The 19,116-nt window shown below is 45.5% G+C and carries 18 protein-coding genes; 13 read left to right on the top strand and 5 right to left on the bottom strand.

Translation table 11 applies throughout. The features are described 5' to 3' along the window. Nucleotides 1-64 precede the first annotated feature (64 nt). Nucleotides 65-1,666 carry an ABC-F family ATPase gene (locus tag ACO0KV_RS04105; RefSeq protein WP_423040170.1) on the top strand — a complete coding sequence of 534 codons (1,602 nt, stop codon included), beginning with the start codon at nucleotides 65-67 and terminating at the stop codon, nucleotides 1,664-1,666. Nucleotides 1,667-1,725: 59 nt separating this feature from the next. Here the strand turns inward: ACO0KV_RS04105 and ACO0KV_RS04110 are convergent, their stop codons facing one another. The 4 genes from ACO0KV_RS04110 to ACO0KV_RS04125 all read right to left on the bottom strand — a co-directional run bounded on the left by ACO0KV_RS04110 (nucleotide 1,726) and on the right by ACO0KV_RS04125 (nucleotide 6,174). Beyond that, nucleotides 1,726-2,334, bottom strand: a complete 609-nt coding sequence (locus tag ACO0KV_RS04110) for a hypothetical protein (protein WP_423040172.1) — start codon at nucleotides 2,332-2,334, stop codon at nucleotides 1,726-1,728. A gap of 389 nt (nucleotides 2,335-2,723) precedes the next feature. Further along, nucleotides 2,724-4,613: a ferrous iron transporter B gene (feoB, locus tag ACO0KV_RS04115; protein WP_423040174.1), complete on the bottom strand. Its 1,890-nt coding sequence runs from the start codon at nucleotides 4,611-4,613 to the stop codon at nucleotides 2,724-2,726. Further along, nucleotides 4,613-4,906, bottom strand: coding sequence for a FeoA family protein (locus ACO0KV_RS04120; protein ID WP_423040176.1), 294 nt, complete (start codon nucleotides 4,904-4,906; stop codon nucleotides 4,613-4,615). Before ACO0KV_RS04120 ends, feoB begins: the two co-directional genes overlap by 1 nt. 173 nt (nucleotides 4,907-5,079) lie before the next feature. Then, complete coding sequence (locus tag ACO0KV_RS04125) at nucleotides 5,080-6,174, bottom strand: DNA-binding protein (protein ID WP_423040178.1); 1,095 nt, start codon at nucleotides 6,172-6,174, stop codon at nucleotides 5,080-5,082. Nucleotides 6,175-6,432: 258 nt separating this feature from the next. Between ACO0KV_RS04125 and ACO0KV_RS04130 the strand changes: the two genes are divergently transcribed. From ACO0KV_RS04130 to ACO0KV_RS04160, 7 genes are all read left to right on the top strand, one after another. Then, nucleotides 6,433-7,443, top strand: coding sequence for a site-specific integrase (locus ACO0KV_RS04130; protein ID WP_423040180.1), 1,011 nt, complete (start codon nucleotides 6,433-6,435; stop codon nucleotides 7,441-7,443). Between the two features lie 377 nt (nucleotides 7,444-7,820). Further along, on the top strand, nucleotides 7,821-8,366 hold the full coding sequence (locus tag ACO0KV_RS04135; protein ID WP_423040182.1) for a GspH/FimT family pseudopilin: 546 nt from the start codon (nucleotides 7,821-7,823) through the stop codon (nucleotides 8,364-8,366). Beyond that, a complete protein-coding gene (gene pilV / locus ACO0KV_RS04140; protein ID WP_423040184.1) occupies nucleotides 8,363-8,962 on the top strand; it encodes a type IV pilus modification protein PilV in 600 nt (199 codons plus the stop codon). Before ACO0KV_RS04135 ends, pilV begins: the two co-directional genes overlap by 4 nt. A gap of 18 nt (nucleotides 8,963-8,980) precedes the next feature. Further along, a complete protein-coding gene (locus ACO0KV_RS04145; RefSeq protein ID WP_423040186.1) occupies nucleotides 8,981-9,877 on the top strand; it encodes a PilW family protein in 897 nt (298 codons plus the stop codon). Nucleotides 9,878-9,879: 2 nt separating this feature from the next. Next, nucleotides 9,880-10,545, top strand: coding sequence for a pilus assembly PilX family protein (locus ACO0KV_RS04150; RefSeq protein ID WP_423040188.1), 666 nt, complete (start codon nucleotides 9,880-9,882; stop codon nucleotides 10,543-10,545). A gap of 13 nt (nucleotides 10,546-10,558) precedes the next feature. Next, on the top strand, nucleotides 10,559-13,894 hold the full coding sequence (locus ACO0KV_RS04155; protein ID WP_423040190.1) for a pilus assembly protein: 3,336 nt from the start codon (nucleotides 10,559-10,561) through the stop codon (nucleotides 13,892-13,894). A 34-nt stretch (nucleotides 13,895-13,928) separates the two neighbouring features. After that, a complete protein-coding gene (locus ACO0KV_RS04160) occupies nucleotides 13,929-14,369 on the top strand; it encodes a type IV pilin protein (RefSeq protein WP_423040192.1) in 441 nt (146 codons plus the stop codon). Nucleotides 14,370-14,461: 92 nt separating this feature from the next. On the opposite strand, the gene ACO0KV_RS04165 is transcribed toward ACO0KV_RS04160, so the two are convergent. Next, nucleotides 14,462-15,037 (bottom strand): SAM-dependent methyltransferase, encoded by a 576-nt coding sequence (locus ACO0KV_RS04165; RefSeq protein WP_423040194.1) that lies wholly within the window; start codon nucleotides 15,035-15,037, stop codon nucleotides 14,462-14,464. 310 nt (nucleotides 15,038-15,347) lie between these two features. Between ACO0KV_RS04165 and ACO0KV_RS04170 the strand changes: the two genes are divergently transcribed. The 5 genes from ACO0KV_RS04170 to ACO0KV_RS04190 all read left to right on the top strand — a co-directional run bounded on the left by ACO0KV_RS04170 (nucleotide 15,348) and on the right by ACO0KV_RS04190 (nucleotide 19,006). Next, nucleotides 15,348-15,827: an FKBP-type peptidyl-prolyl cis-trans isomerase gene (locus ACO0KV_RS04170; protein WP_423040196.1), complete on the top strand. Its 480-nt coding sequence runs from the start codon at nucleotides 15,348-15,350 to the stop codon at nucleotides 15,825-15,827. A 222-nt stretch (nucleotides 15,828-16,049) separates the two neighbouring features. Further along, nucleotides 16,050-16,328: a DnaJ domain-containing protein gene (locus ACO0KV_RS04175; protein ID WP_422998658.1), complete on the top strand. Its 279-nt coding sequence runs from the start codon at nucleotides 16,050-16,052 to the stop codon at nucleotides 16,326-16,328. Further along, nucleotides 16,325-16,921, top strand: a complete 597-nt coding sequence (locus tag ACO0KV_RS04180; protein WP_423040198.1) for a hypothetical protein — start codon at nucleotides 16,325-16,327, stop codon at nucleotides 16,919-16,921. The genes ACO0KV_RS04175 and ACO0KV_RS04180 overlap by 4 nt, the downstream gene beginning before the upstream one ends. Nucleotides 16,922-16,929: 8 nt before the next feature. Then, nucleotides 16,930-17,688 carry a hypothetical protein gene (locus tag ACO0KV_RS04185; protein WP_423040200.1) on the top strand — a complete coding sequence of 253 codons (759 nt, stop codon included), beginning with the start codon at nucleotides 16,930-16,932 and terminating at the stop codon, nucleotides 17,686-17,688. 94 nt (nucleotides 17,689-17,782) lie between these two features. Continuing rightward, nucleotides 17,783-19,006, top strand: coding sequence for a hypothetical protein (locus tag ACO0KV_RS04190; protein WP_423040201.1), 1,224 nt, complete (start codon nucleotides 17,783-17,785; stop codon nucleotides 19,004-19,006). Nucleotides 19,007-19,116 lie beyond the last annotated feature (110 nt).

Genomic DNA, 19,116 nt, shown 5'->3' on the forward strand with positions numbered 1-19,116 from the left:
GTTTTAGCTGGATGCGATGTTATAATGTAAGGTTAATTCATATCATTATCGCAAAAGGTTTTCTGTGCTATCAACCGCTAACATCACGATGCAGTTCGGCCCTAAGCCGCTGTTTGAGAATATTTCCGTCAAATTTGGCGAAGGCAACCGCTATGGCCTGATCGGTGCCAATGGTTGTGGTAAATCCACTTTTATGAAAATCCTGGGTGGCGATCTTGACCAGTCCTCAGGTACAGTCATGCTGGACCAGAACGAGCGTCTGGGTAAGTTGCGTCAGGATCAGTTTGCGTTCGAAGATATGCGTGTCTTGGACGTTGTTATGATGGGGCACACTGAAATGTGGGCGGCAATGGCTGAGCGTGATGCGATCTACGCAAATCCAGAGGCGACGGACGACGATTATATGAAGGCCGCCGATCTTGAGGCTAAATTTGCTGAATACGATGGCTATACTGCTGAGGCGCGCGCGGGTGAGTTGTTGCTGGGCGTGGGCATTCCTACCGAGCAGCATCAAGGCACAATGAGCGCAGTGGCACCTGGCTGGAAACTGCGGGTATTGCTGGCGCAGGCACTGTTCTCTAACCCAGACATTTTATTGCTCGACGAACCGACCAATAACCTTGACATTAATACTATTCGTTGGCTGGAAGATGTGCTTAATCAGCGTAATTCCACAATGATTATTATTTCCCATGATCGCCATTTCCTCAATCAGGTTTGCACGCATATGGCTGATATGGATTACGGTACGCTAAAAATCTACCCAGGCAATTATGATGATTATATGCTCGCGTCGTCGCAAGCTCGTGCGCAGCAATTAGCAAATAATGCTAAAGCGAAAGAGAAAGTCGCTGAATTACAAGATTTTGTTCGTCGCTTCTCAGCGAATAAATCAAAAGCGCGTCAGGCGACATCTCGTGCTAAGCAAATTGAAAAAATTAAGATCGAAGATTTTAAGCCGTCTAGCCGCCAGAATCCATTTGTTCGTTTCGATGGTGAAAAGAAATTACACCGCCTTGCTGTCGAAGTTCAGGGTATCTCCAAGTCCTACGATCGCACTCTATTCAAGAACGTTGAATTGATGGTTGAGGCGGGAGAGCGCATTGCGATCATTGGTTCTAACGGTATCGGCAAAACAACCCTGTTGCGCTGCATTGGCGGTGCGGACATCGCTGGCTTGAGTGCTGATAAAGGCAATGTGAAATGGGCGGAGAACGCGAACGCCGGTTACATGCCGCAGGATCCTACTGAGGAGTTTGCCGTCGATAAGAATTTGACGGACTGGATTGGTCAATGGACCCAAGAGGGTGATGATGATCAAGCCGTGCGCTCGATTCTTGGCCGTTTGCTATTTGGCGGTGATGACGTCAAGAAATCAGTTAAAGTTCTGTCGGGTGGTGAGAAGGGGCGGATGATGTACGGCAAGTTGATGCTAGGCCGCCATAACGTGTTGTTGCTTGACGAGCCAACAAATCACATGGATATGGAATCAATTGAGTCCTTGAATATCGCGTTAGAGAAATACGCTGGTACGCTCGTATTTGTTTCACATGACCGCGAGTTTGTTTCGTCTTTGGCAAATCGTATTCTGGAAATCAAAGAAAATGAAATTATTGATTTCCGTGGTAGCTACGAAGAATACCTGACTAGCCAAGGCATTGAATAATAACTGTCTTGAAAACGATAAAACCCGGAGAGATCCGGGTTTTATTTTGTCAACAATGCCTATTCGTCATCCAATGTCGTAATTCTTGTTAAACTATCGTATCGTGCTTTGTCACTTTCGTAAAATAAGAGATCAAGTTTGTCTCTTAAGCCTCGAGCAATTTCCCGACCTTTTGACTTTAAAACTGCTTCGAGATATGGTTGCCTTAGTGCTTTCAGATCGTCAATATTCTTCGTCCGTTCTACTTTTAGTTGTAAAGTAAAACCCCTCAAACCGAGGTTGCTCTTGATTGTTTCATTGTAGAAATGATAGAGCAGTTGAAACTGCTCCGTCCGCAACTTCTCAATTTCCTCTTCAGCGAGATCTAAGTTGTTTAATGGATTGCCTATGTCGATATCTGGCGCCACAGTCAACATCTCATTGTCAGTCGTTGCTTTTTTTGGGGGGGCTTCAGGGGGCGTAACAGCAGTAATTAATTCCAGATTAATCAGCTCTCTGAAATTTGTTTCATTCAGGCCAATCGAAGCAAGCTTGTTAAGTAGCTGTATTGCATTTTGCTTTCCGTCCACCATTACTAATAAGGTGCGAAGCCTATTGGCAAGCTGATGCTTTCTGGTTGCTATCTCTTCGCGTCCCTTTTCTGTTTTGTCGTAAACGTAGCTAAGCATGTTCTATGGCGACCTTGAGTGTTGTCTATAAGCCAGAATTGCATTCCGGTAATCGGACAAAAGCATACAACAGCTTAGAGAGACAGGCTATAGGTTAATTAATATTAAATCCTCACTTTGCAGATCGATAAGTCATGATCTGTGAATGAAGTGAATTGGCTTTACATCTATCTGGCGATTATTAACTGTTTGTGCGTCGCAACTATTGCAAGAGGATGAGCAGGAAGAAGCACATTTTTTAACTGTGCTCTCAAAGTATTTTGCTAATTGCGGATGTGTTGCTAATAGTTGTAGCCTGATTTTTTCTTTTAGTTTATTGGGCATCCACTTTAAAACTAAATATATTGCTGCGAAGATTAAAATCGATATGGTTATCGCTGTTTGCATTTTCATGCTCCTGTGAAAAATCTTGCGACCTGGTATGTGATCAGTGATGCTACATAGGCTAATCCAAATAGGTAACCTGCCATCAATACCGGATAACGCATTGTGTTTGTCTCACGTTTAACAACGCTGAGCGTGGCGATGCATTGTGGCGCGAACACGTACCAGGCAAGTAACGAAAGGGCTGTTGGTAGGCTCCATGAATGCGAGATGAGCGGCTCAAGAGAGTGACTCAATTCTTCTCCAGTCTGAGATAAGGCATAGACCGTTCCTAATGCAGCTACAGCGACTTCTCGAGCGGCCAATCCAGGGACAAGTGCAATACAAATCTGCCAGTTAAAGCCGATTGGTGCAAATAAATACTCGAGTAACCGTCCAAGATAGCCAGCAAAACTATAGTAAATTGCTGGTTGTGTTGCATTTTCCGGTGCGCCGGGTACGCTACTTAAAAACCATAACAACACCATAAGCGACAAAATAATAGTGCCCACACGTGTCACAAAAATTTTTATCCGTTCCCATAAACCTAATAGCAAATTACGAGAATTCGGCCAGCGGTAGTCTGGCAATTCGAGCATTAATGGATGCTGTTCTGCTTTTCCCCATAACCGTTTGAACACAAGTGCGACGAGCATGGCAGAGATGATTCCGGCTATATACAAAATAAATAGCACTAGTCCTTGTAAGCTCATAACGCCTAAAACAGTGCGTTCTGGGATGAACGCCGCAATGATCAGCGCATACACAGGTAAACGCGCAGAGCAGGTCATGAGTGGCGCGATCATGATTGTCACCAATCGGTCGCGTGGATTTTGAATTGTCCGTGTCGCCATGATCCCAGGAATGGCACAAGCGAAGCTGGACAACAACGGAATAAATGCGCGACCTGATAAGCCAACTTTACCCATAATGCGATCAAGTAAAAAAGCAGCGCGCGGCAGGTAACCTGAGTCTTCCATGACTAAAATGAAGAAGAACAAAATCACAATTTGCGGTAAGAACACCAGAACGCTACCTGCTCCCCCAATGACTCCTTTGACCAGTAAGCCTTGTAACATCCCTGGGGACATTGATGATTCCAGTTTTCCGCCGATACTATCCATGGCGTCTTTAATGAAATCCATTGGCGGTTGTGCCCAGGTAAAGACTGCTTGGAACACTAAAAACATGAGCACTGCAAATATTACTGGACCAAGTAAAGGGTGTAGGAGATAGTTATCGATCCTGAAACTGAATGGCAATGGCTGAGCGCCGCCCTCCGCCGGCGTTTTGACGCAAGCTTTGAGAATCGCATTGACACTTGCTTGAATGTCTTCCGGTGTATGTTGATCTAATTCAATAACGCGAGAGGGCAAATTTTCTGGCAAATTCAGCGCCAAAATTTCCATTTCTTCGAGAAGTTTATCCACGCCCTTGGCGTCAACGGCGATCGTTTCAATTACCGGAAAACCAAGCTCGGCTTGCAGGGTGTGGATGTCAATAATGATATGGCGTTTTTTTGCCAAATCCATCATATTAACCGCAAGGATGAGAGGTATCTTAAGAGCCTTGAGCTCCAGTGCGAGTCGCAAGCCGCGTTTTAAATTGGTTGCGTCCACAACACATAGCACAGCGTCAGGTCGTGCCTCGTTAGCGCGAACGCCCGTGACGACTTCTTCGGTGATTTTCTCGTCAGGAGTAAGCGCCCTTAGGCTGTAAGTGCCGGGCAAATCAAGTACATTCCATTGTCTGCCATTGGCGGCCGTGAACTTGCCTTCTTTGCGCTCAATCGTTACGCCTGCATAGTTAGCAACTTTTTGCCTTGCGCCGGTAAGGCGGTTGAAGAGAGCGGTTTTGCCGCAATTAGGGTTTCCGACTAATGCAATGCGTGGAGAAAAAAGAGTGTTGACTGTCATTAATGTTGTCCAAGCGTTGTTACGCTGATTAAGGCTGCTTCAAAGTTGCGTAACGCAAACGTCGATTGCCCGATCCGCACGGCAATCGGCTCTCCGCCAAAGTAGCCCTTATGCAATATGGTCAACTCTTCGCCTTGAACAAACCCTAGCTCTTTCAGTCGCCGTGAAATATCTGTCAGGCTGCTGTCATGTTGACTATTTTGCGATGAAACGGCACTGACCACTGCTTTGTCGCCGACTTTCAGTTGATTTAATGTTATTGCGGATGCCTGACAAGTGGATAACTTATCCATGGATAGTGACTTTTAAAATTCCAGTTGAGAAAGAATTGCGAAATTAAGAGGCTTTTGCAATTCTAAATGATAATGAGAATATATATCAATATGACTCAGCATACAATTGATATCGGTCATGAGACTAGTATATTTCCCAGCTGTTGATGGCACGAAATGGGTGGCCCTTCGAACTATCTCGCTTGGATTGTTTGTTGAGGTGCTTGTGGCGGTGGCGTGGTGCTGTCGTCGATTTTGTCGGTTGTAGTGCTTCGAGATTCTTGATTTTGAAGAATACTCGCGAGTAGATATAACTTCTCTCGTTCGTCGTTTGCGTCTTTCTCTTGAAGTAAGGCGAGTTGTTTCGACATACTTTCATGTGCTTGAAGTGAGACGGCGAGTTGAATCTTGGCTTCTTGTAGACTCTGTTGTGCTGCGTGTAATTGAATTGATAGCTCGCTATTCATACGATTAGCTTCTTCGAGCTTAAAAAGTGTTTTTGTATAACTTGTATCGAGATTCGATAATTCATTTAGTTGTACTTGTGCGATCTCTTTCATTTTTGCTTGCGTGGATTCGAGATGGTGAATCTCGGTTTTTAACTGCGCGGCTTCAGTTTGGTTTGTGGCGTTCAAGGTATGAATGTGCCGCAATTCATTTTCAAGCCGCGAAATTTTTGCCTCAAATAAGCGCCTATCGTCATTCCGCTGCTCGGCACTCGCTTCTTGGAAGTGCTCAAATTGAGTGCGTGCCGAGTGAAGTTGGTGATGTAGCGCGTCAAGTTGTTTTTCATTATCTGCTAATCGATTTTTCATGCCTTGGTTGTCACTCTCGGCTGATGACGCCTTCAGCTTACTTTGATGTAATTGCTGATCAAGCATCTGATTATTCTTTAATTGCTCTGTTACTTGTTTCTGTAGTAACTGCTTCGCCGCTTCAAGTGCGGCAATTTGATCAGATTGGGTGATGAGCTGACTATCTTTGCTGCTTAACTGCTGCTCGCAGTGTATTTGCGTTTCTTTGATGGTGTTTTCCGCCTCAGTCTTGATGAGTTCGTACACCACCCTTATTGCATTGACGACTGATTGCGGGAGACCGGAATCAGATGTTGCCATTTCTTCAGTATGCTCTTCTTTCCATTGCTTAAGCATGGGCGCGATAGTGCTTTTGCTACCGGTGTTGCCGAGGATTATCCGCACGCGATCAACGGTTGGCATTTCCCCAGATTGACGAATTTGTTCTGCAGCTCTCACAACATCAGAGTAAAGAATTCCTGCTCTTGCCATCATTGCCTCAAATAAGATTATTAATTACGTATTACGTAATATTACATTAAAAACTAATTTTAATAAAATTTAAAATTTAATTTTATAACATTCGATAATGTATATTATCGAATGTTATGATGGATGGTCTTTTGGCTACTCGGTTATCCATTACACTTATACTTGTTTGCGTTCTGATCTTCATTGATCAAGGGCGCGGTGAAAATTGAGGCGGCAGAAAAGAAGTCGCTATGTGAGACGCACTTTATTACGTAGAGCTACATGAAATCATTGATAAAAAAACCTGTCATCGACCAGTTGATTAATTTTGAGCAATTAACTACCGATGCCGTGCGACCGAGTTCTTTGGTGGTAGATTCGATTCGGTTACAAAGGGAATTTATTTCTGCTGCCACGTCAGAAAATACCCGCCGCGCATATCGGTCCGCAGTGAGGCATTTTTTGGACTGGGGTGGCAATCTTCCCGCAGATGAATCAATCATCGTGAATTACCTTTTGAGTTTTTCTGATTCGCTCAATCCGAGAACCTTGAGTCTTAAAATAACGGCGCTCTCACAATGGCATCGTCACCAAGGATTCTCGGATCCCTGTGCGGCGCCCCATGTAAGGAAGGTTCTTTTGGGTATCTCACGTTCTCGCGGTCGCCCTGCAGAAAAGGCTGCGGCTCTATTGTTGGAGGATGTGGAAAAAATCGTAACATTCCAGCAGCAAGATATCTCACTCAAGGCTTTACGCGATTGTGCTTTGTTGCAAATCGGTTTCTTTGGCGGTTTTCGGCGGTCTGAGCTAGTCAGTTTGAAGGTGGAGAATCTTGCCTGGCAGAAGGAGGGTCTATTAATTCACTTGCCCAGATCGAAGACGGATCAAACGGGGCGCGGTATCAGTAAGGCGATTCCTTATGGTGGTGGCATTTGTTGCCCTGCCTTAGCGTTAAAAAAATGGCTTAATTCCGCAAAAATCCATAATGGCTCCATATTTAGGAGTGTTAATAGATGGGGTGCTGTGGCTATGGATGGAATTAACGCTGCGAGTGTCAATGCAATTCTCGTACACTGGGCAAGTAGGGTGGGGATCTCACATGTATCGGAAATTAGCAGCCATAGCCTAAGGCGGGGGATGGCGACAAGTGCTTATCGGTCGGGTGCAAGTCTGCGCGACATTAAACGTCAGGGAGGATGGCGTTTCGATGGGACGGTTCAGGGTTACATTGATGATGCAGATCGCTTTACTGAGAATGCGTTGACTGGGCTTCTTAAAACCAAAACGACTTGAATCATTCCTAAGGTAGCGCCCTTCTTTGTTGCCATGATTGTGTTTTGAATATGCGACTTGATCTCATGCGTTTTTCTGAAAATGCTTCCTTAATCTACTTACTGAATTGAGTCTTCGACATATTTTTAATATTCACTTGAGAAAGTTGCATTAAGTAAATAAACTTTAAAAGCATTGTAAAATTTTACGCTGCTGATCCCGAACCTATATCTTTTCAAGTTAAGTGAATATAAGCTAACGGCGCTGTAGGTAATTGTCTTTTGGTAAATAAAATAATTATTCGGGATGATGTTTCAGCATTTTAGGCATTGTAGCTATATGAGCCTTCGGAATTTTTAGTTATATAAACAATATTCAGTATTTTGTGGGCAGTGTTAATGCGAAACAGAAATCAGGTTTTACGTCAGGTCGGTTTTTCGATCATGGAGCTGGTAATGGTGATGGCGATCGCGGGTATTCTCGTTGCTATTGTTGTCCCAAGTTTTAAAACGGCGATTCAATCGGCTGCAACCACACGTGAAATTAACGCATTTGTGGGTGATCTTGGCTTTGCCAGAGCGGAAGCAATTAAAGAGGGGGTGCCAATGACGATGTGCGCTTCAACTAACGGAACGACATGTTCGGGGGCCAATAACTGGCAAACTGGATGGATCATTTATCCCAATCCAGGTTTGACCAGCAAGACGATCGTCCCACTTAGAAAGCAAGGCGCGTTCACTTCCACTGATACGTTCAAGGCAGATAACGCTAATACGTTTGCTATTAATTTCTCGATTGAGGGTTTTACGATGTCGTTACTTGCGAATCCGGTGACTTTTATACTGCAAACTGCTCCAGTGACGGCGTCGTTGACGAAATGCGTTGCCATTAATATTGCCGGACGTCATGTCAACCAAAAATCTGGAACGGGGAATTGCCCATGAATAGTCGAAATACGTCTCGTCGGATGGTTAATCAAGGATTTACCTTGTTTGAAGTCTTGGTGGCGATGATCGTTTGTGCCGTTGGCTTGCTCGGGCTTGCCAAAATGGCCGCGTTAGCGGTATCGACAACACAAAATGCAGGTTCTCGTTCGTTGATTGCAGTCCAAATGGAAAGCCTCGCTTCTATGATGCACGCCAACCCCACTTTTTGGCAGCCAGCTAGTTTGCCATCTTCTACGGTGCCGTCTTTTAAAGCGACCGGGACGACGATCACTGACAGCACTGGAACGTACACATCACCTCCTTCTACCGGTTGTGTAGCGCCGACTACTTGTACGCCGGCGCAATTAGCTGCCGTTGATGTGAATAAGTGGGTTGCCGATATGAATAATCAATTTCCAAGCTACACAGCAACAATCACTTGCCCCACTGTTGCCGCAGTACAGATTAATTCAACGACAACAGCTCCTGGTGTAATTGACTGCTCAATTAATGTCACGTGGTCGGAGAAGCAAATTGCCTTGCAAGCGAATGCTGCCGCAGGGTCTGCTGCGCAAATTACGACGCAGTCTTACAGCGTCTACGTAAAACCATGACAATGCAATGATAAGCCCATGAAATACTCATCTCCAACAGCTTCAGTTTGTGATCTTTCCTCCGTAAAACAAAGGAGACAGGGCGGCTTTACACTGGTTGAACTGATGATCGCAATCACGGTCACTTTGATATTGGTTGCTGGTATTGTCGGCATGATTTTTAGTTTGACAAATAGTTTCTCCACGCAGGATGCGCTGACCCAGATCCAGGAAAACGAACGTTTTTCTCTTTCTGTTTTGGACTCTACTATTCGGAATGCGGGCTATTTTCCTGGTGCTGAGACATTTACTAGCCCAAGCGGCGCATCATTTAGTACACCTGCCGGAGGACAATTAAGTGCCTATCCTGCAACGACGGTGAAGAATTCTGACGGCACTGTTTTTTCTGCTGGGCAATTAATTGTTGGCACTACAAATGCCGGTGGCAGTGATACGATTAACGTGAGGGTAGTAGCGCCTGCAGGTGGGACGATTACAAACTGTCAGGGTGACTTAAACACAACGAATGCCGCGATTGTGTGGACAAGTAGTCTTTCGATTAATGCATCCAATCAGTTGGTTTGTACCGTGAGTACCAATGGTGGCGCGCCTGGGACGGCAACAATACTCGCCGATAACGTCTCATTAATGAAGATAGTCTACGGATTGCAGACCCAAGTACCAAATTGCCGTTCACCTCAGCAAGCACCAGCACTTAATGTTGATGCATATATTGACGCTTCTGGGTTGTCGGCCCCTCAAACTCCGCAATCTTGCTGGGCACTTGGCTATGTAACGCCAATTAACTGGATGTATGTGATGTCGGTTCAAGTCACGTTGACATTTGTTAATACGGTTGTGACAAATCCGAGCGCAGCCACGCCAGTGACGCTAACGCCGATTGTCCATACTATTTATATGATGAATGTGACTTGATTGTGAATACTACGCTTATTTTTTCAGAAACCATCTCTAGAATTTCTGTCGGACGGCAATTCTCAAGACATAAAGGAATTGCCCTTGTTACTGCGCTGTTAATCCTTGTCGTGCTAACTCTCATTGGTTTGACGATGTTCCGAGGCTTTGGGTTGCAACAAAAAATTGCAGGCAATACGCGCGAAAAAGAACGCGCATACCAAGCCGCACAAAATGCGCTTGAGTATGGTGAGTGGTGGTTGGTCAACGGAACGCAAGGTACCTCGCGACCTGGCTCTGGTACGACATGTGCAAGTGCGCAATCAACTGCAATTAACGCCCAGTCATCGATGCTTGTGTGCTCAAATGCGTTGGCCACGCCAAGTGACCCAACGTCGTGGCCTGCTATGCTGAGTTATACGCCTCCACCTATGATAGTAAGCGCAGGTGGCGGCTCAACGACAGATGCGTTTAATAACACCGATATCAATTACAACCAAGCGCCGGGGATCTATATTAATTTTCAGAACCGAGTGATTGATTCTCGCGGTAATACGACAAATGTCTACACCGTTACTGCGGTAGGCTTTGGTGGAAGTAAGAATTCTACCTCGGTTGTGCAAAGTGTTTATTCAGTCACGGTTGGTGGCAAAATTACCCCTCTTTCGTCTGACCCAATCAATAATTGATAGGCAGGTAAATATGATGATGTTAAATAAGCAACTAAAATTATGCCTGTTTGGCTTGACAAGCTTAACGGTAGTGAACGGCGTTAGTGCCCAGCAAGTTGTCAGTGATACGTTGACTGGTGCGTCTTCTTCTATGACGTGGCAAACATTTGGCGACACTTGTTTAACTGCGGGTGATGGATCCAAAAGTACTATCCCCGCATGTACATCTAAGAATGTGAATACGGGATTGGCGCATGTAGGAGGTGTTTCTGGTGCTCTGCCTGACCCTGTGGGGCAGGGCGCCCTGCGTCTGACGAATGGTGGTGCTGATACGACGCGTAGTGGGCAAATTATTTCCACTGCACCGTTTGGTACCACGCAAGGTGTGCAAGTGACATTTACGACGGTCACCTATGGTGGTAACGGCTATACGAACGCAAGTAGCCAGAAATCAGGCGCAGATGGTCTCGCGTTTTTTCTGGTTGATGGTAGTTATCTCACAACACCCGCATCTAATATGATCTTGGGGTCGCCGGGTGGTAGTCTTGGTTATAGCTGCTCAAATGGCAATGCGCCATACCAAGGCACAAATGGAGGATACCTAGCAGTAGCGATTGACGAGTTCGGTAACTTTTCAAATAAAAATGATAGCACCTCTACCGGTAATACTTATGCAACACCTGGTGCGATTGTTGTTCGTGGTGCGGGTAGTGTTTATTATCCCTCGTTGAACAAGCTATTGCCTACGTACTACCCCTCAGGATTAAGTGCTTCTCAACAGCAGCAAGCTGTGATTAACACGTGTAAATCGGGATTTTACCAATATTGGAACGGCGGTGGATGGACTCAGTCTACGTATGCGGCACCGGATTATAAGCTCCTCGTCAATCCGCCTACGGTGCTGCCAACAGGCGTCACTATTTACAGTCAGGAAACAACAAGCGTCTCAACTTCAAAACGTGGTTTAGCAACACCGATTACTTATGCGTTAAAAATTACGCAAGACGGCTATTTGACTTTATCTTATAGTTACAATGGTGGTGTTACTACTCCAGTCATTACTAACCAAAATATTCAGGCAAATAATGGCAACGTTCCATCTACACTGTTATTCGGCTTTACGGCAGGTACGGGTGGTGGTTCTAATGTGCATGAAATTACCTGCTTTAAGGCGGCACAGATCCAGAGTGCGGGTGACTCTGCGGGTACAAGTGGCCAGAAGGCGGCAATTGTAACTTCTACCTCCGAAATCTTTTTGGCGTATTACCACGTATTAAACTGGTGGGGTCAATTGACGGCCTCGACGATTACTACAAATGCCGATGGAACTGTAACGATCAATAATCAAACCCCAGTCTGGGATGCCAATTGTGTGCTGACAGGGTGCTCGTCGCCAGCTGTTTCAGCTGAATTATCTACTGCACGAAATATCATTAGCTGGAACCCCGCTGCTAAAGCAGGGATTAAATTCCAATTCGGAAGTTTGAATTCAACGCAGGCGTCGGCAATTGGTGGTTCTGGGTCAGGGGCGGACACAGGCGCAAACCGTGTTTTATATCTGAGAGGAGATAGAACAAATGAAATCACCACAGGTGGTCCTTATCGTGCGCGAACAGGTGTGCTGGGTGATGTGATTAACTCAAGCCCTGTGTATGTCTCAGCGCCCAGCATTCCTACCGTTTTACCGACTAAGGACGCGTTATATAGTAACGCTTTAGCGGGGTACAGCACATACCCCACATTTGCAAATAGTTATGCCTCACGCACTAGTGTGGTTTATGTCGGAGCAAACGATGGCATGGTTCATGGTTTTCGGACGGGAGGCTCGACGGATGATGGTAAAGAAGTGATCGCGTATATGCCCGATGCCATCGTGAATACGATTCATTCTTCTACCCTAGCGCTTGACTATTCTTCGCCAAGCTATGCACATAATTTTTACGTTGATGCGACGCCTGGGGCTGGCAGTTTGTATTACGCAGGCGCATGGCATACGTGGCTGGTTGGCGGGTTGGGGGCAGGCGGCAATACGAATGGAGCGATTGGTGATACGAAGACTTCAGGTAATGGCGTAATTTATGGCTTGGATATTACGGACCCTCGTCAGTTCCTGGAATCGAATGCGGCAAGTCTTGTTATTGGAGAGTGGACCTCGTCGACTATTGCGTGCGTCAATGATGCTAAATGCAACTTGAAGCTTGGGAATCTTTACGGTACGCCAATTGTGCGCTTGTTACATGATGGAAATTGGGCAGTGATTTTTGGAAATGGACGTAATAGTACCAATGGTACAGCGGGTATTTTTATCATGACCATTAATCAAACTACAGGCGCGATCACCTTCAACTTTTACGACACAAAATCTGGAAGCACTAGTAACATCAACTGGATTGATTACGCGACTTCCGCAGACTTGGATAGCGATGGCGTTGTGGATTATGTCTATGCTGGGGATGCTTATGGTCAAATCTGGCGTTTAGATTTAACTAGTAATGATTCTACCAAGTGGGCTATGGGTGCAAAACCGATTTTTACGACCCCAAGTGGGCAGCCAATTACAACGAGGGTGTTAGTGAGTTCTTCGCAGCAATCTAAAGGTTACGCACGTATTATTCTCAATTTTGGAACTGGTGTTCAGTTTCCGCAGACGCTGACGAGTGCAGCAACATATGCAAGTGGCACCCAGGCGCTTTATGGTATTTGGGACTGGGATATGAATGGATGGAACTCGATCAGCGGCTATGATTATGCGACGCTCACAAGCCCACAATCAATCACGACAACTAATCTGCAGCAGCAAACGATCACAACCTATAGTGGAGGTACCGGTGGTGTCTCTGGATATAGAACGGTGACCCAAAATCCAGTTTGCTGGGCGGGATCGACTACTTGTTCAAGTACGACCAATAATCAATTCGGATGGCAGATGTCGTTACCAAATAGTGGGGAGCAAATTATTTATAGCCCGGTTATTCAAAATGGTGGATTGTTTGTCAATACAATGATCCCAGCAGTCAATCAGGTATTGACGTGCTCTACACAACCCGCCTCGGGCTTTACAATGTCACTCGCGCCTGACACGGGTGGCGCGCCAGTGTCATCGTATTTTGCTTCTGCTGCACTTTCTGCTGGTATTACTGCACCTTCAGGTGCGGTGATTGCCGGTTTGGGTTTGAGTGGTACAGGAACTCCATCCTTTGTCACCACTACAGGAAAATCTGGAAGTTCTGGAAGTACTGGTTCAACTGGATCTGTCTCGCAGCAAGCGATGGTTCAGCAAAATACGACTGGTACTGGGAGTGCAACCCTCATTGATCAAGCAGGCTCATCCACCGGTAAGAGATTGACTTGGGTGAAGCTGCGTTGAATTTGATCTTTAATTTGAATGTACTGGAACAGCAATGAAACAAAAAATAAATGTATATCAAAACCAAGGCTTTACACTAATTGAGCTTATCGTAGCCGTTGCCATCGTTGGTATCCTCTCGGCGGTAGCACTTCCTGCATATAACACGTCAATCATGAAAGGCCGACGCGTGGATGCAAAGAATGCCGTTCTCGATCTGGCCGCGCGTGAGGAAAAATATTTCTCGACAAACAACACCTATACCAATGATCTGAGCAAGTTGGGTGTTAGTTCGACGGCGGGAGCGACAACTGTGCCAGTGATGTCAGGAAATAAGAGCTACTACACACTGAGTGTACCTACGCAGACTGCGAGCACTTATACAATCAATGCTGCGCCTAGTGGTGCGCAATCCAGCGACACGTGTGGTACGTATGTTGTCGATTATTTAGGGACACAATCGAACCTTAATGCGACCTCAACAGGATGTTGGTAATTGATTAGGGGTAGCAAGAACCTTGATTGATATCGAAACCGAATTTTTCTGTCATTGATTGGTGGTCAATGCACAGCAATTTTTCGGTAAGGTCAATTAAATGGCAGATGGAAGGGAGGAACTTCCCCAGCCAGTGCCGAAGAATGTGCTGATAAGCCTTCTCCGGCACGTATCAATGGATCAGCATACTCGTAAACATTCGGACATGTCGTCTCTGCCATCAGTGCTTTGGCGATGGTGACTTTCCACGCATCAACACCCGCAGCCTGAAACTGGCACACCAGATACCTAGCACTACCGCCAAAATAATCAACAATTAGACCTGGCAGATGATCCGCCTCACCATTGATGAGGCGTTGAGGCTCAGTTGGAGAGCTATTGTCGATCTGTGGCTTTGCTAGTGCCATCTTAATCCGACGTTTTATCATTGCATGGTCAACTGCTTCCTTTTCATCCAATGTCCACACTCTGGCTCGGATCTGCGACTTTGGACTCCAGGCGGCCCTAGCGAGAAATTGGCCTGAAGATGAGCGAATCATTGCAGTCCCGCCAATCTTGATTCGTTCTTCGAATTTTCCATCGATTCTAGCAATGGCAGAAAGGTAAATCCAGGGCTGTCCAGCCAGAATCGCTTTTTCTTTACCTTGTTTAATTGTAATGATGAGCATTGTCTGTTCCTGTCTGGCCATTGAATTGAAGGTTGCGGAATATACCTTGTTTGGGAGATTATTTGTTTCTTTTTTTCTGGTTTGTAGCGCGAAGATGAGAGAAATGTGTGTGTCTGCTACAATAGCAGCCCAAGTTCTGAATGTGACGGTGTTGTAATTAGCATTACATTAACGAATATCTGTAGGAAATAAGCTTTGGCCTCTTGCTGGAATTTTTTTTCAGATAGGAAAGAAGCCATTTTTGTAGACCTTTGCGCGTTGTGCAATATCAATCACTTTCAATAACCCAATTTTAATTTTATCTATCATTATGCAAATCACACCAAATTCAGTTGTCAGCCTTAACTACGCAATGTTTAATGCCGAAGGTGACGTTATTGATCGGAACCAAGACCCTATCGTTTATTTGCATGGTGGTTACGACAATATCTTGCCAGCGGTAGAAGCAGCTCTTGATGGCAAATCTGTCGGCGATAAAGTCTCGGTAACATTGACACCAGAAGAAGGCTTTGGTGAATTTGATCCACAATTCGTTCGCCAGGAAGACGTAGGATTGTTCCCGCCAGATATCGAAGTAGGGATGATGTTTGAAACACGTGATCCAGAAACGGAAGAAACGATGCAATTCCGCGTAACTGCAATTGATGCTGGTGTTGTGACAGTCGATGGCAATCATCCATTGGCAGGCATGACAATTCGTTTTGATGCAGAAGTATTAGAAATTCGTGAAGCGAGTGACGAAGAGGTCGTCCACGGTCACGTCCATGGCGAGCATGGGCATCAGCATTAATATTGCCATTTTTCGCCTGATCAGTTGGTGGTTACATGGTAGAAGTGAAGCAATCACTTCTATGCCGACGATCAGGTGATGTCAAAAAATATCGCTGTATAACGCTTAATGCATAAAGCTGATATTGATTGTTGAAGTGGTTGTTATTCTTTCAACTCATGCGGTGCTTGCGGCAAATGCGTTAATGCAGCGCAGAATTCCGTTAATTTTTTCAAAGAGTCTATGAAAGATTACTACGTCATTCTGGGTATCGCGCCAAATGCGACCTTAGCCGATATTAAGAAAGCCTTTCGTCAGAAAGCTGCCGAGTTCCATCCAGATCGAAATACATCGGAACTGGCACCGGAAAAGTTTCATGCAGTGAAAGAAGCCTATGACATTTTGTCAGACGATGCGGCTCGCACTGCCTACGACGAAAATCGTCGTAGGAATTTACTAGATTCGCCGTTGGAAACAGCGACAGAGATCTGGAAGCATTATTTATCAGGAGTATTGAAGTGAAATTGTCACGTTTTTTTGAAGACTTGACTTCGGTTTACAATGCCGAAATTGAAGATTTGAAATCTGATTCAGAAGGTAAAAATATCCTCAAGGCCAGATTGCGGGAAAAAGCAGAACAATTGCCGCTGTTATTGCCTATGATGAGTAGTAACCCTGAGATGCTGGCTTCAGCGTTTCATTCGGGATTTATCTTCATGAACCCGTTGGTCATGGAAACCCTGAGTACGAAAGAAGAGCTCAAGCTGCCTTCTTGGAAAAGCTTGCAAGCAGGGGTGAAGCTCGAACCGTGGGCTGAACCATTGAGTAAAATCGTACTCAATGCTGAAGGTGGTGAGCGGTTTATGGTGATTGCTGCTGCTCTTGAATATTTGAATCGTGGCCTACGAGCGCGCAAACATAGTGCGACAAACACGTTGGAAGATGACGAAGATACTGATGCGAATGAAGAAGCCGAAGAACTCAGAGAAAGCGGCGATCTTGATGGCAATTATGGACGTCATGGTCGCGATGATGGGGATGATGGCGATGATTATGATCTTGATGAGGCTGGTGCCGATTGGCTCGCTGAACAAGGCTTCGACCGCAAAGATTAAGGAAAATTATGACTTTACCTGCATTAATTGAAGCGCAAAATCTGATTTTGGCTGGAGATATCGCTGGTGCAGAATTTGCTCTGGCGAATATTGCTGAGACGCAGGGCGATAAGGCGCTGGTCGCTGCATTGGATGATTTTCCATCAAAGGATTTACTGGCGATCATTCGTGAATACGACGCCTCAAAAGAATCCCTTGTCAATTTATTGGTAACGCCAGAACAGTTTGCTCAAGCGGTTGTTCTGGAACGCCGTTATGGTGATCAAACGCACGAGCAACTGCGTGGCATGGTCAACTCGGTGATTTTTCGGGAGGGGGCTGATCCAGCGGAATTTTTGTACGAGATTGCAGAGGTCGACGGTGGCTATGATGCGTTGGTTGACTACCTTCTTGATCGTACGCAGATGGTTGAGCATTTCTATCGCTACGCTACATTTGATCTGTATGAATACGGTGATGCCCGTACTCAGGCGCAAGAAGATGATTTGATGAACCTAGATCGCGATACGGAAAGTCTCGCTTCGCCGCTTGATATGGCAAACCTGGAAGATCATGACTGGATGCAGGTGACGTATATTTTGCGTTATGAGCTACCAGAGATTTTCCGCGAAGTGCTAATGAAGCTGCGTGCACGCTATAAAGCCTACCTGGCTAACTTGCAATCTGACGATTTAGAGGGCGGTGAATCAGAGGCAGAGGAAGAAGAACGTCCAAAAAATAATGACGATGGCGACGATAAGGATGATGACGAAGAGTCCGCCTTATAAGTTATTGCCGCTGTGCTAAAGAGATGCAGAGCGTTCGTTGCGTTCTGCATTTTTTATTTGTTGTCGCTGAAAATTTTATACGAGTAGAGGTCCTATGTCCGAATCCCAATACGATATTGCCCTGATCGATAACCGTCCCTTTTTTGAAACTGCTTTGCGCCATGGTGTGCAAAGGGCGATTATTCCTAGTAGTAAGATTGCAGCCATTGAAGCGGAAGCGCCCAAAGGCATGGTGCAGATCGCAGACACCTTTGGTAGTAAATATTTGCGTCCAGAGATCGAAGCGGCGCGCAAACGTATCGTGAACTTGGCTAGCCTGTACCTGATCGAGACATCACGCGGTGATCTGGATGTCGCTGCCAAATTGATTCGAGATAACACGTTCCTGACTCTCTCCCGAGGCGGCTCAGGTCTGCTTAAAACTTTATTCTCTTTGCCTGAATATGCACTACTCGGTCGCGAGGCAAAAGGGCGGGTAGAGGATTTTTTGGAAGCGTGGTCGCTAAAAGAAAAACCGCATGAGTATAGGAATACACTTGAGCACCGACAGCTCAATGCCCTCGAAATCGAAGCGGGGTATTGGTTTGGCGACTATCTTGGAATATCAACAGAAAGTCTCAAAGAGGAAGATGCAGAAGCGGTGGCCGTGATCCGCTCAGCGTTGCTTGTGATGATATTCGGAGGTCCTGAAGACAATCTGGCAAATCAGCTTGAATTTGCGACACTCTTGGAATCTGTGCGTACCATGCCTGCGATAAAACGTAATAAGGCGATTGAGAGCATCGATTTATCAGACATCCCTGAGAAATTTTTGTCCCTTGTTGAGCGGATTGTCAGTGAGATGAAAGAGCACGACATGCCAGTGTTGCAAGATAAGAAATTATCTTTGGATCGCTTAGTGTTTAGCCTGAAAGACAAATATTATCTGGGTGATCATGAGATCGAGGATACGTCGGAATATGATGCCTTAGTGTCAAAAGAGTGGAGTCGTCTGACGAAGGGTAAGACCGATGTTGATTCGCTGATGACTCTATTTTTGTGCATCTGTGCTGGCGTGCCACCGAAAACAACCATGACTGAAAAAATCGCAAAGAGTATCGTCAAACAGTTTAGAAAAGATGGTTTTACTCCAGATCTTGCCACTAATTGGATTAAGGAAGCGGCCCCACATGAAAAGCAAGAGGGTTTATTAGAAGATTGGGTTAATTTCATTGAAGAAGCTAATACCTATCTGTTAGATGATTGGGACACAACCTATAGTGGCGCGATGCGTTTTCTTGCGTTGCACTGTCATGTGCAGAAGCCTACTGTCAAGTAAATGACAAGTAAGCGACAAATTCACAAAAAGTACGCTACTTGGACTGATGAGGGAGCAATAAAAAATCCGGCAAATAGTGAGCCGGATTTTTGGGTGCTACGTTGAATGAC

The sequence above is a fragment of the Undibacterium sp. RuRC25W genome (genome assembly GCF_049339825.1).
Taxonomy (GTDB): domain Bacteria; phylum Pseudomonadota; class Gammaproteobacteria; order Burkholderiales; family Burkholderiaceae_D; genus Undibacterium.